Origin of the sequence: Oceanispirochaeta crateris (genome assembly GCF_008329965.1) — a bacterium.
Lineage (GTDB): Bacteria > Spirochaetota > Spirochaetia > DSM-2461 > DSM-2461 > Oceanispirochaeta > Oceanispirochaeta crateris.
In genome coordinates this window covers 1,212,898-1,226,514 of record NZ_CP036150.1, presented here as the reverse complement: position 1 = coordinate 1,226,514, position 13,617 = coordinate 1,212,898, and the positions used below count along the sequence as shown (strand labels likewise).

The window sequence follows — 13,617 nt, the reverse complement described above, 5'->3', positions numbered from 1 at the left end:
CTCCGGAGAATAGATGTTTTTCAAAATAATAACTCGTATCCTCCGAGGCGTCCACCCTTTATGAACATTTACTCCAGCCGCATTCGGGGCAAGTCACGCATCCATCCCTGAAAACCAGTTTTCCTTCACACTCTTCACATTTGTTTTCACCGGCAATGACCTCTTCTCCATCTATTATATACCGCTTTAGAACCCTGGATAGGGCTCTTTCGAAGTCTTCAAAATTAGTATCCTTCGAAAGCTGTTCAATAATAAACTGCAGCGGTGTTCCATGACGGAGTGCCATGGATAAAAATCGGGCCAATGATCCGTTAGGAGAATCAAATGTTCTGGTAAAGTCCTTCATTGTTGCCGTAACTGGTCCGGATTCTATATGCAGATCGTATCTTCCTTTACCAGCTTTGCGGACAATACCTTCTGTGTATTTCTTAAGGTCAATATGATCTTCTGGATCATCAATGGCAAAAAGTTCATACAGGCTACCATTCAAAATTCCTACAAGAATGATGTATTTATTTCCTTTTACCTTAATCTGGTGGATTTCACAGGGCAGATCAACAGGTCTTTCGGGAGCGAGGACTCTCTTGATTGACTGGCTCTCCTTTTTTTCTGAATACTCAAGGATACCCTTCATGCTTCCATCGGGATTGAAGGTTGTGAACCCTTTCAAACCCTGCTTATAGGCATACATATAAAGGTCTTTATACTCTTCAAAACTTGTTCCCGGAGGAAGATTCAAGGTCTTTGAGATGCTGTGGTCGATATATTTTTGAAATATTGCCTGCATATCAATGGCTTTTTTGGGATCTATATCCATGGTTGTCACAAAATAATCGGGAGCATTTCCTAATTCTTCCTCATCATCTCGCATATCCAGATATTGCATCCAGGCATAGTCATAGACTGTTTCAGTTCTTGTTTCGTCTTCTACTCCAGTTCTGACACTTCGGTCATACTGAAGAGCGAAAATAGGTTCTATACCGGAAGAACAGTTCTGTCCTACAGAGAGGGAGGTGGTTCCCGTTGGGGCCACAGTATTGAGCTGAATGTTCCGCATTCCGGTTTTAGCTATTTTTTTAAGGATGGCTTCAGGTAGCTCTTTGATAAAATTGGCTTCCAATAGTTTTGGTATATCACAGGCAGGAAACGGTCCTTTTTCGGCTGCCAGATCGGCACTGGCATTGTAGGACGTATCTCTTAGGGTTTTCGCAATCTTTTCACCCAGCTTTAACGAAGCACTGCCACCGTATTTCATCTTCATCATAGTAAATGCATCACCGAGAGCGGTAAAACCAAGACCAATTCTTCTCCATTGTTTGGAAAAGGTTTCTATTTTTTCAAGGGGATACTCTGTTTTGTCTAGGACATTATCCAAAAAACGAATGGCAATGGTAACCGACTCTATGAATCCCTCAAAATCAAATTCTGCTTCATCAGTGAAAGGATTCATGACAAATTTTGAGAGGTTGACTGCCGAGAGACAGCACAGGGAATAAGGAGGCATCACGAGTTCTCCACAGGGGTTGACTCTGTCCATTTTAAAGGCCCAGTAACCATTGTTATACTTTTCTATGAGATCCTGGTTGAATATCCCCGGTTCATTGTGAATGTATGAGTTTTTGGCAACCAGATCATAGAGGTATCGTGCTTTGACTGTCTTATAGACGACTCCGTCAAAAACGAGATTCCAATCGCTGTCATTCTCTACAGCCTTGATAAAATCATCAGAAATTTTAACGGAAATATTGAACTGAGTCAGCTCTTTATTTCTGTCACCCTGTTTTATGGTAATAAATTCCTCTATATCCGGGTGTGAAATGTCCAAGAGGGCAATATGGGCAGAACGTCTGTGACCTCCGGTGATAATCGTCTTGGCAGACTGATCAAATATCCTCAAAAAGGAAATGACTCCCGAGGCTTGGCCTCCCTTTGAAAGAGTGGTTCCCTTAGGTCTCAGTTTAGAAATATCAAATCCGACACCCCCCCCCATCTTACTGATCATGGCGTCTTCTTTCAGCGAATCATAAATACCAGTCATGGAATCTTCTATATCGATGGTGAAACAATTGTTGTAATTCTTCATGGGGCTCTGGGGCCTGGCGTTAGCCAGTATCCGACCCGCTGGAATCAGTTTGCCGCTAGTAAGTTGCTCATAGAACTGCTCTTCCACTTTTTTTCTGTTTTCCTTCAGCTCCGGGGATGCAATTTCTTTTGAAATCCCCCTGAATACTTCTTCCGGACTCTTTTCTCCATGGAGCATATACTTAGCCGCGAAAATCTCTTCGCTTAATTTCTGATTCCATACGAATTTACTCATCTATTGTTTCTCCTGAAATTCTGTTTCCAATTTGAAAAATGAATCTCTTTACTGATTTAGGATATTTTCATGAACCTAATAATTCATGGGCTTTCCAAATATATAATGCATCGTTCTTCAATTATCAAGACTATACACGCTATATGTTGTGTGAAATTTTGATTATTGTTTAAAAACATACTATTTTGTAAAAAACTAACAGGATTGAAACTTCTTGGATGATTGAAACTCAACACTAATTTATGGTAGGATTATTCGCAATTTGACAGGAGATTTAACATGGGAATCCAGAAAATACGAAATATAGGTATCATGGCTCACATCGATGCAGGAAAGACAACCACCACGGAGCGTATCCTTTTTTATACTGGGAAGAGTCATCGGATTGGTGAGGTTGATGATGGCAGTGCCACAATGGACTGGATGGAACAAGAGCAAAATCGGGGGATTACCATTGTTTCTGCCGCGACAACATGCTTCTGGAAGGATTGCCAGATCAATATTATTGATACTCCTGGTCATGTTGACTTTACCGCTGAGGTAGAGCGTTCTCTCCGTGTTCTAGATGGCGCTGTAGCGGTTTTTTGTGCCGTAGGAGGTGTTGAACCTCAGTCGGAAACAGTTTGGCGTCAGGCTGATAAATACAAGGTTCCCAGGCTGGCATTCATCAATAAGATGGATCGTATCGGAGCCAATTTCTTTGAGGTCGTCCAGGAAATTGAGGATAAGCTTAAGGCTTCTCCTCTTCCCATTCAGATTCCAATTGGATCAGAATCAGATTACAAAGGGAATATTGACCTTATTAAACTCAAAGAAATCCATTGGAACCCGGATGATCAGGGAAGTACTTTTGAGTTAAAGGAAATCCGTGATGACCTGAAGGATCTGGCCAATAAATGGCGCGAAAATCTCATCGATAAACTTTCCGCATTCTCTGATGAAATAACAAACCTTTATCTTGAAGGTCTGGATATTCCTGAGGATTTAATTATGTCAGTTCTCAGGCAAGAAACCATAAACCAGTCTATACTCCCCGTCTTTGTGGGATCTTCATTGAAGAACAAGGGTGTTCAGCCTGTCCTGGACGGCATCATATCCTATCTTCCCGCCCCGGAGGATATAAAAGAGATCGAAGCACTTCATGTAAAGAAAGATGAAACAATACTTCTGCAGAGAACTGTCAAGGAGAATCCCTCAGGACTCATCTTTAAAATCCAACAGGATAAAGAGGCGGGATCTCTTTGCTATGTGCGTGTCTATTCTGGAGAGTTCAAATCTGGATCTCCTGTGATGAATGCGAACAAAAGAAAAAGAGAGAGAATCAACCGGCTTCTTAGGATGCATTCCAATCATCATGAACAGATCAATTCGGTCAGTGCAGGGGATATCGCCGTGATTGTGGGGATGAAAATGGCTCAGACGGGGGATACCATCTGCAGTGAAGGTTTTCCTGTGATTCTGGAGAATCTGGAATTTCCGGAACCGGTTATCTCTGTGGCCATAGAGCCTAAGACTATGAGTGATCAGGATAAGTTGAGAACTGTCCTGGATACGCTTCAAAAAGAGGATCCTACTTTCAAGGTCTCAGAAAATGAAGAGACCGGACAGTTGATCATTTCTGGAATGGGTGAACTGCATCTAGATGTTCTGGTCACCAGAATTACCGATGATTATAAGGTGGAAGCCAAAGTTGGTAAGCCTCAGGTTTCCTATAGGGAATCCATCACAAAAACTGTGACTCATAATGAAGTTTTCAACCGTGTTTTAGCCGGTAAAGAAAATGATGCAAATATTACTCTCAAGATTGAACCCCTTCCCCGGGGTGAAGCCAATAAATTTACGAGTACAATTCCTAAAAATAAATTACCGGCGAATCTTGTAAACGCTGTTGAAAGAGGCGTTACCAATGCATTGCAATCGGGCACTTTGATGGGGTATGCCACCATCAATGTGGGTGTTACCCTGACAGATGCAATTTACAATGAACTCACATCCAGTGAGCTGGCCTTTGAAACAGCAGGTGCGCTTGGTTTTGACAATGCCTGCCGTAAAGCGGCACCCGTGTTGCTTGAACCCATTATGGAAGTGGATATCATGTGTCCTCCCGAATATGTTGGGGATGTTATCAGTCAGATTACCCAGAGGGGCGGCATGGTCAACTCCATGGAATCCAGACCCGCCTATGAACTCGTAAAAGCCCAGACACCTTTAGTTAAAATGTTTGGATACACAACCTCTTTGAGGAGCCAAACCCAGGGACGGGGAACATTTTCTATGGAATTCTCACATTTTTCTGCTAAATCTGAATAATTTTTACTTCAAACCCCTAATTTAAAATGCAAAGTTCTGTCTGAAATGATTTTAATCTATTTTTTCGGACAGAACTTTTTTTTATTTCATTAGAAAATTGTTTGATTGGGTTAGAAAATGGTTAAAATCGTTTGACGACCTTTGAATTCGGGTTCTATGATTAAAGTATCATTTTATCTAATACAGGGGGGACTAAGGTGGCTTTTACAACCGATACCATCAGAAACATTGCAGTTTGCGGGCATGGAGGCACCGGTAAAACGACTCTGGTTGAACAGATTCTTTTTAATGCCGGTGTTATATCCAAAGCTGAAACAGTGGATTCAGGTCGTACTGTCAGTGATTTTACAGAAGAAGAAATAGAAAAAAAGATTTCCATTCATTCATCTCTCACTAACGTTGCTTGGAAAGATACAAAGATTAATATTTTTGATACTCCCGGCTCTTCTGATTTTGTGGGTGAAGTTGTTTCATCCTTCAGAGCCTCCGAATCTGCGGTCATGCTCATTGGTGCCAGGTCCAGTGTACAGATAGAAACTGTAAAGCTCTGGAGGCGTCTGGATGCCAGAGACATGCCTCGTATAGCATTTATTAATAAAATGGAAAAAACCAGGGCTGATTTTTTTAAGGTTCTTGAGGATCTCAAGGAGTTTAAAATTACGGCGATTCCTCTCACAATCCCCATGGGTCAGGCAGAAAACTACGATGGTGTTATTAACCTCATGAATATGAAAGCCTATCGAAAGGATGGCGGCGGAAAAGAGGAAAATGCCATTGATATCCCTGATGAATATAAAGCCATGGCCGAAGAATATCATTTGAAAATGATTGAAATGGCTGCTGAAGGTGATGATGAGCTGACTGAAAAGTATTTTGAAGAGGGTACTCTCTCATTAGAAGATGCAAAAAAGGGCCTTCGGGAAGGATTATTTGATAATCGTTTTGTACCTGTTTTCTGTGGTAGTGCCATTGAGAATTCCGGTATTACACCCCTTATGGATTTTATTGTTTTTGAATCACCCGCACCTGGTCGTGTTGAAGAACCCTGTGTCAGCGGTGAAACATCCAGAATGGTTTCCTCCGATGGTGCCGTCTCCGGGATTATTTTTAAGACAATGATCGATAAATTTGCAGGAAAAATGTCTTATGTAAAGGTTATCACTGGGAAATTGGCAAGTAACAGTGAGGTTTATAATTCAAGGGAAGAGAAAAAAGAAAGGGTCAACAAAATCTTCCTATGCGAAGGAAAAGATCTGAAAGAAACCAATGAGGTCCTTGCCGGAGATATTGCGGTTTTGACAAAGGTGGAATCTCTGAAAACCAATGATACAATCTGTACTTCAGACGAAGTGATCCATTATAAATCCCTCTCCCTTCCTCATCCTGTGTATACCCTGGCTATTAATGCAGAGAATCAGAAGGAAGAGGATAAGATGTCCGCCCAACTCCATAAGGTGGCAGAAGAAGATCTGACTTTCACTATCCACTATAATGAAGAAACGAAAGAGACCGTTATTTCTGGAATGGGCGAACTTCATATCAATATTATTCTTGAAAAACTCCTTAAGAATTACAAGATCAATGTGAGTCGAAGAACCCCTAAAGTCCCCTATCGTGAAACGATTAACAGTTCTGCAGAGGCCGAATATACCCATAAGAAGCAGTCCGGTGGTCATGGGCAATACGGGAAGGTTTGTCTGAGAATCCATCCCCTGGAGAGGGGGCAGTTCTTTGAAATGACCAATGATATAAAGGGTGGCTCCATCAGTAAAGGGTATATGCCTGGCATCGAAAAAGGCCTTTTGGAAAGTATGAACGAAGGGTTTCTGGCTGGATATCCTCTTATGGATATCGGTGTGTCCATTTTTGATGGAAAAGAGCATCCTGTTGATTCATCGGAGATGGCTTTCAAACTGGCTGCTAAACACGCTTTAAAAGAGGCCGTTGAGAAGGCCAAGCCGACATTGCTTGAACCGGTTATGAATTTAACTGTGTTTGTGGAAGATCAGTTTTTGGGTGATGTCTTATCAGATCTTTCGACTAAAAGAGGACGGGTACTCGATCAGAAGCCTGTTGGAGGTGGAATTCAGTCTATCATGGCCCAAGTTCCCCAGGGAGAATTGATGCGTTACAGCATTGATTTGAAATCTATGACTTCCGGAACAGGGGCTTTTGAAGTAGAATTTAGTCATTATGATCCAGTGAGTGGAAAAATTGCACAGGAGATCATCAAGGCTTCAGAACTTGAATAGCTAGAATCTTGAGAATTTAAATGGCGGCCGGTGATGCAATATTACCGGCTGTATTTTTTTTGGAGCAAATCCTCTAAGGGTTCTATGATGAATCCCTTTTCCAAGATGACTCTTTCCAGGAGCTCCGGAAGCAATTTAGCCGAGCTTTCAAGTTCATGGAGGAGAAGGACTCCCCCCTTCTCTTCTTTATCCAGCAACTCTGTCATCCTTGTCATGATTCCCTGTTGATCCCAACGTCCATCTGGTGAATACGCATAATCATAACTGTCATACTGCAGTGAAATCAGATAATACCCTTCATTCATCAGCCATTGGTCCAAATCTGATGTTCTTCCCGGTTCGGCATAAGGGGGTCTGATTAGAATCATTGGATAAGAAAATCCTAGAATTTCATCCAGGGCAGACTGGGTCATCATAAACTCATGGCTTATATCATCCATATCACTTTGGCCATCACTGAATATACCCTTAGCCAGATTATAATGATGATAACTGTGATTTCCCAGCAGATGGCCATTCCGGATAATTCTCAATAGAACGGATAGCAGTTTTTTCTTCTCTGCAGGGCTTGTGTATTCAAGGTTCTTACCGTTGATAAAAAATACTGCTTTGAAGCCGTAAGAATCGAGTGTGTCAAGGATTGATTCAATGACAGTGGTGGTTTTCCCGTTCAAATTGAAGGGAGAAAGATTCGGACCATCATCAAAGGTCAAATATATTCTCTTTTGAAATTCATGTTCGCCCCAGAATACTCCTTGAAGATGTTGTCCAGAATAGTCTAAATCTATGATTTTATTAAGATTTTCCAGTTGCCGATCCTGAGACTGTTCAGGTTCTACACTTGGCTTTGAGGGAGTAATGGGAGTTTCAGGGATCGCTTCAGCTTCATGGTGATCGTTTAGTGGTGGAAGTGTTCGGCAGTAAATAAAGAGAAAGAGGCTCAGAATAATTATTAGAGTCAATATAATAGCCTGTAACTTCTTTCTGTCTTTCTTGAGGATCGGCTGCATGTTGTGATTAGTATGTAGCGAACCCGGCCTGTTTTTATACCAGTCGGATCCACCCATTGATTTGATTTTTATTATTTTTGCCATCACCACCATTATAATGAGTGATGGCGACTGATCCTAGCCTATTAGCCTCGATTTTTCAGGGAAGAATAGGGAACTCGAGGGCTCACACTCTTGTATGCTGGCCTGATGATTCTTCCTCCGCTGACAATTTCTTCGACCCTATGGGCACACCAACCAGGAATACGGGCAATGGCAAATATAGGTGTATACAGATCTTCTGGTATGTTCAGGATGCTGTAAACAAATCCGGAGTAGAAGTCGACATTGGCGCATAAAGGTTTGTCATTGTTTTTAAGTTTTTGAAAGATTCCAGGCACAAGATTTTCAATCTTCTCGAACAGACAGAATTCATCCATTCTATCGGAGCTGGCCGCCAGTTCTCTGGCTTTCTCTTTTAAGATTTCGGCTCTGGGATCGGATAGAGTATAAACAGCATGACCCATGCCATATATGAGACCTTTCTTATCAAAGGCATCCTTCATTAAAATTTTTGTGACATATTCAGAAATCTCTTTATCACTCTTCCAGTCTGATACATGTTTTTTGATATCATCCATCATCCGGGCAACCTGAATGTTGGCCCCACCATGGAGAGGACCCTTCAAAGAACCAATCGCCGCTGCTATGGCACTATAGGTATCCGTACCGGATGAAGAAACAACATGGGTTGAAAAAGCGGAATTGTTACCACCGCCGTGCTCAGCGTGGAGGACCAGTGAAAGGTCTAAAATTTCAGCTTCAATATCTTTATATTTTCTATTTGGACGGATCATAAGAAGAAGATTTTCGGCCGTGCTCAATGAGGGATCGGGTTTATGAATGAAAAGACTCTTACCCATGTAATAATAGGCCTTGGCCTGGTAAGCATAAGCCGCCATTGTAGGCAGTTGTGCAATGAGTTTAACACTCTGTCTGAGCATATTCCAAACAGAAATATCCTCTGCATAGTCATCAAATGAGTAAGCTGCCAGGACAGATCGTGCCAGTTTATTCATGATGTTATTACTGGGAGCCTTAAGGATCATATCTTCTGTGAACTGATCTGGAAGTTCTCTGAAATCACCAATTTGCTCATTGAAATTGCTTAACTCCTCGGATGAGGGAAGGTATCCGAAAAGGAGAAGGAAAATGGTTTCTTCAAAACCAAAACGCTTTTCCTGCTGGAACCCCTTTGAAAGTTCTTTTACATCAATACCCCTGTATCGGAGTACACCCTCAACAGGTATTTTGTCTCCCTCTTCCATGATATAACCATGAACATCTCCAATTTCGGTTAATCCGACAAGGACACCTGTACCATCGGAATTTCGCAGTCCCCTTTTGACATTATACCGTTCATAAAGATCCAAGGGTATTCTGTTATGAGTATCCATGATTCCTGAGTATTTTTTTAAAAACTGATCGCGCTTTTCATTCATTTTCATGGTCTCTTGCTCCAAAATTAACTTTTTTTGTATAACAATTCATAAATCTTATGGGATTTGGCTTTCCCTTTGCGTTCAAATTTAGTGAAAGGTCTCCACTCTTGAGGTTCTGCATACCCCTCGTATTCATTCTTCAACATTTTTTGATTTTCAAAGACTTCGAGAATGTGCTCCGCGTAATTTTCCCAATCGGTAACAGCATATACGTACCCACCGGGGTTTAGTTTATCAATGAGCAATTCTACGAATTCTTTCTGAATGATGCGTCTTTTATGATGTTTCTTTTTAGGCCATGGATCAGGAAAGAATATATGAAATCCATCCACAGAGTCTTTGTTCATCATGTTTTCAAGAACTTCAACAGCATCATGTTCAATAATCATTAAATTCTTGATCGATTCTTTTTCAATCCTATCAAGTAATTTGCCTATTCCTGGTTTGTATACCTCTATTCCGATATAGTCTATATCGGGATTTTCAAGAGCTATCCTATAGGTGGCATCACCCATTCCAAAACCTATTTCAACAATCCTTTTCTTCTTATCACTTGGCTGATCAAAATCTAAAAGGGACTCTTGATATGGGTAAGAATATCTGTTTAATAATCTAGAATATGCTGATTGCTGAGACTCGCTCATACGTCCCGCTCTCAGGACATAACTTTTAATCTTTCGTATCTTTTTTTCCATTTGCTGAGTTTATAGATCTGCTAATCTTTTGACAAGATTAGATTCTACCTATTGGATGAATAAATATGCAATGAAAAAGTATGATAATGTATTATTATTCACAAATAATACAAAGCGTCAATAGAAACAATAAGGGTTACTCAAGAAGAAAATATCATTTTTTTACAAGAGAACACTGAGTTTCTCTCGAAGGAATTCTGATTTTTCTTCTAAACCGATTTTACCTGTTTCTATCATAAGCCTTTCAGGGTGAGTTGGATCAAGCTTGACCAGTCCTCTGGATTGACCCAATAGTTTCATGATTTTATCTACAGATATGATGGCCACTTTGCCAAAATCGATATAAACAGTTCCTCTTCGTTCCTTTAAATTGGATATCCAGAGTTGTTTACAGATTATTCGGATTTCAGATAGAGCCATCAAACTTTGCATCTCAGGAGGAAGTGGTCCAAAGCGATCGAAAAGTTCTGAATATATCTTTTCCTGTTCTGCCTTCTCGGTGATGGAGGCAATCTTTTTGTAGACTTCCATTTTTTCAGTTGGATCATCGATATAACTGTCGGGGATGAATCCTGTATAATCCAATTCCAGATAAACCTCAGGTGGTTCTTCCTGTTTGTCAGAATCACTCCTTTCTTCAATGGCCTCTTCTAGAAGTCTCAGGTACATGTCAAAACCAACAGCCATGATTTCGCCAGACTGCTCTCCTCCCAGAAGATTTCCAGCTCCTCTGACCTCCATGTCTTTCATGGCTATTTTGAAACCAGAACCCAAATCGGTAAAATCCGAAATGATTTGAAGTCTTTTCATGGCCAAATCGGTGAGGGCTTTGCTTTCAGGATATAATAGATAAGCATAGGCCAAACGTCCACTCCGGCCCACCCGTCCTCTTAACTGATAAAGTTGGGAGATGCCGTACATATCAGCTCGGTCGATAATAATTGTATTCACATTGGGAATATCGATGCCATTTTCAATGATTGTTGTGGATACCAAGACCTGAAAGGCACCATTTATAAACCGATGCATGATATCTTCCAGTTCATTGGGACTCATCTTTCCATGAGCGATTTCTACAAAGACCTCGGGAACCAGTTCTTGAAGGTAGAGCTGGATACTTTCAAGGCTCTCAACTCTATTGTGCAGAAAAAACACCTGCCCGCCTCTCTCTATCTCTCTCCTAATGGCTTTAGAGACCGTTCCCGGGTCAAATTCCTGAATGAATGTTTCGATGGGCTGCCTGTTTTTGGGCGCTGTTTTAAGAACGGACATATCTCTAATTTTGACAAGAGACATATGAAGAGTTCTAGGAATGGGAGTTGCTGATAAGGTCAGGCAATCGATATTGGTTTTGACTTCTTTTAACCGTTCTTTGGCCTTAACACCAAAACGTTGTTCCTCATCAATGATCATGAGGCCTAAATTTTTAAATTTTATATCTTTCGAAAGAATCCGGTGGGTGCCTATGAGAAGATCAATCTCACCAGCCTCCAGTCTTTTCAGGACTTCCTTTTGTTCTGCTTTCTTTACAAAACGGGAGAGCATGGCAATTCTTACTGGAAATCGTTTGTATCTTTCTTGGAAATTTTCAAAATGCTGTTCTGCTAATATTGTGGTAGGACAGAGAAACGCAACCTGACGTCCTCCCATAACGCCTTTAAATGCTGCTCTCATGGCAATTTCTGTTTTTCCATAGCCAACATCCCCACAGATCAGACGATCCATGGGCCGCTGAGATTCCATGTCTTCTTTGATTTCCTGGATTGCCTGCAACTGGTCGACTGTTTCCTGGTAGGGAAAGGAGGCTTCGAATTCAAGTTGGAAATCATCGTCTTTAGGAAAGGTATATCCTTTGGCTGTCTGACGTCCAGCGTAGAGTTTAACGAGCCTGTCTGCCAGATCTTCAACTGATTTCCTGACTTTTTTCTTTTTGTTGTCCCAGGTTTTTCCGCCGATTTTATCAAGTTTGGGGTTTCGACTCTCATGGCCGATGTATCTTTGGATTAAGTTGACCTGTTCTATGGGAATAAAGATCGTTTCATCTCCGGAATATTCAAGGGAGATATAATCTCTTTCATTTCCGGCAGCACTGATGCGTTCAATGCCTTTGAAAAGACCTATACCATAGTTCACATGAACCACATAATCCCCCGGATTCAGCTCAACAAATGAATCAATGGCTTCACTTTTAGCTTTTCTCACCGAAGAGGGGACATTTTTTTTGCGCCCGAATATTTCATTTTCCTGAATGACAATTATATTATCATTGGGTAGCGCGAAGCCTGATGATATTGTTTGAGGAATCATGATCGGTTCATAATCCCTCAGAAGGTAGGATATCCTGTCTGATTGTGATTCAGATTCGGCAAAAATAAATATTTTCAGTCCCAGATTTTTATAGCTTTCCATCTCTTCTTTCAAATAATTGATATTTCCAAAGAAGGAATGTCCCGGATCACAATCAAAGGAGATCATCTCAGATTCTTTATCCTGACTAAGATTGTGAATCCTAAAGGTTTTGCGATGACGGAACATGGCCTCTTCCAGACTGCTGTGAATCTTATGGGGCTCGGGAACTGTCAGTTGCTGATCTTTAGCCTGTAGATAGAGTTCTTCATATTCACTGGAAAGATGCTTCTCTCCCGATTTCAGGCTTTCCTGATCTACGAGAAAAAGGTAGTCATCTTCTGAAAAATAATCGACTAGATAGGAGGGTTCTTCAAAAGCCAGGGGATAGAACAACTCTTCACCCCGAAATTCACCCTGATCTCTAAGAGATTCAATAATGCCTTCTGATTGATCAAAGTTTTTGCTAAGACAGTCCAGACGTTCCTCATCCCAAATCATTTCTTTTGTGGGATACAGGATGACCGATTTGAGTTTTTGTTCAGAACTCTGTGTGAGTGGATCAAAATATTTGATGTCTTCAATCTCATCAAATTCAAAAACAATTCTAACGGCGTCATTGTCTCCGGGCATAAAAATATCAAGGACTTCGCCCCGTAAGGCAAATTCCCCGGGAACTGTGACACGGGGGACTCTGAGGTATCCAAATTCCTGAAGCCGTTTTTCCAAATAAACAGGATCCAGATTTTCACCGATGGTCAGGGTTATTTTGAGGGCTTCCAGGGATTTCCGTGTAGGAAGATAGGAAAGGAATGAACGCAGGGATGCTACATAGAGGGTGTTTTTATCCTCCATGATTGAAAAAAGAGTATTGACTCGGTTTCCAAAGATAGATGCCTGTGGAGAGACCCCTTTATAGACCATGGTTCCCCACCAGGGGAAAAGCCTGACTCTGTCATGGAATACTGAGAGGTCTGTTACCATTTCGGCGGCTTCTGTCTCATTTCCGGTTATGATCAGTCCATTGCGGTCTCCAAGTTCCTGAATCTTTCTGATCATTCCTGCCAGATAGTTTCCACGTATACCGCTGATATCGACGGGGTACCCGCCGCTATTCATTTTATCCAGGACGTCCTGAAATGAGTTATTCTTAGTGAAATGTTCTCGAATCGTATTTTGATATAATGTTATCATTTAAATAAACCG

The 13,617-nt window shown here is 41.2% G+C and carries 7 protein-coding genes; 2 read left to right on the top strand and 5 right to left on the bottom strand.

Annotation, left to right across the window (positions count from 1 at the left end):
- Positions 1 to 58: 58 nt before the first annotated feature.
- A complete protein-coding gene (locus tag EXM22_RS05525) occupies positions 59 to 2,317 on the bottom strand; it encodes an adenosylcobalamin-dependent ribonucleoside-diphosphate reductase (protein WP_149485556.1) in 2,259 nt (752 codons plus the stop codon).
- Positions 2,318 to 2,596: 279 nt separating this feature from the next.
- Between EXM22_RS05525 and fusA (EXM22_RS05520) the strand changes: the two genes are divergently transcribed.
- The gene (fusA, locus tag EXM22_RS05520) at positions 2,597 to 4,627 is read left to right on the top strand and encodes an elongation factor G (protein WP_149485555.1); all 2,031 of its coding nucleotides are present in this window, start codon (positions 2,597 to 2,599) and stop codon (positions 4,625 to 4,627) included.
- Positions 4,628 to 4,824: 197 nt separating this feature from the next.
- Positions 4,825 to 6,879: an elongation factor G gene (gene fusA / locus EXM22_RS05515; protein WP_149485554.1), complete on the top strand. Its 2,055-nt coding sequence runs from the start codon at positions 4,825 to 4,827 to the stop codon at positions 6,877 to 6,879.
- Positions 6,880 to 6,920: 41 nt separating this feature from the next.
- On the opposite strand, the gene EXM22_RS05510 is transcribed toward fusA (EXM22_RS05515), so the two are convergent.
- The 4 genes from EXM22_RS05510 to mfd form a co-directional block, all read right to left on the bottom strand.
- Positions 6,921 to 7,973, bottom strand: a complete 1,053-nt coding sequence (locus tag EXM22_RS05510) for a polysaccharide deacetylase family protein (protein ID WP_168203363.1) — start codon at positions 7,971 to 7,973, stop codon at positions 6,921 to 6,923.
- A 41-nt stretch (positions 7,974 to 8,014) separates the two neighbouring features.
- Positions 8,015 to 9,376 carry a citrate/2-methylcitrate synthase gene (locus tag EXM22_RS05505; protein ID WP_149485552.1) on the bottom strand — a complete coding sequence of 454 codons (1,362 nt, stop codon included), beginning with the start codon at positions 9,374 to 9,376 and terminating at the stop codon, positions 8,015 to 8,017.
- Between the two features lie 17 nt (positions 9,377 to 9,393).
- Complete coding sequence (gene trmB, locus EXM22_RS05500; protein WP_246157107.1) at positions 9,394 to 10,014, bottom strand: tRNA (guanosine(46)-N7)-methyltransferase TrmB; 621 nt, start codon at positions 10,012 to 10,014, stop codon at positions 9,394 to 9,396.
- A 213-nt stretch (positions 10,015 to 10,227) separates the two neighbouring features.
- Entirely contained in the window at positions 10,228 to 13,605 is a 3,378-nt protein-coding gene (gene mfd / locus EXM22_RS05495; RefSeq protein ID WP_149485550.1) for a transcription-repair coupling factor, read from the bottom strand.
- Positions 13,606 to 13,617 lie beyond the last annotated feature (12 nt).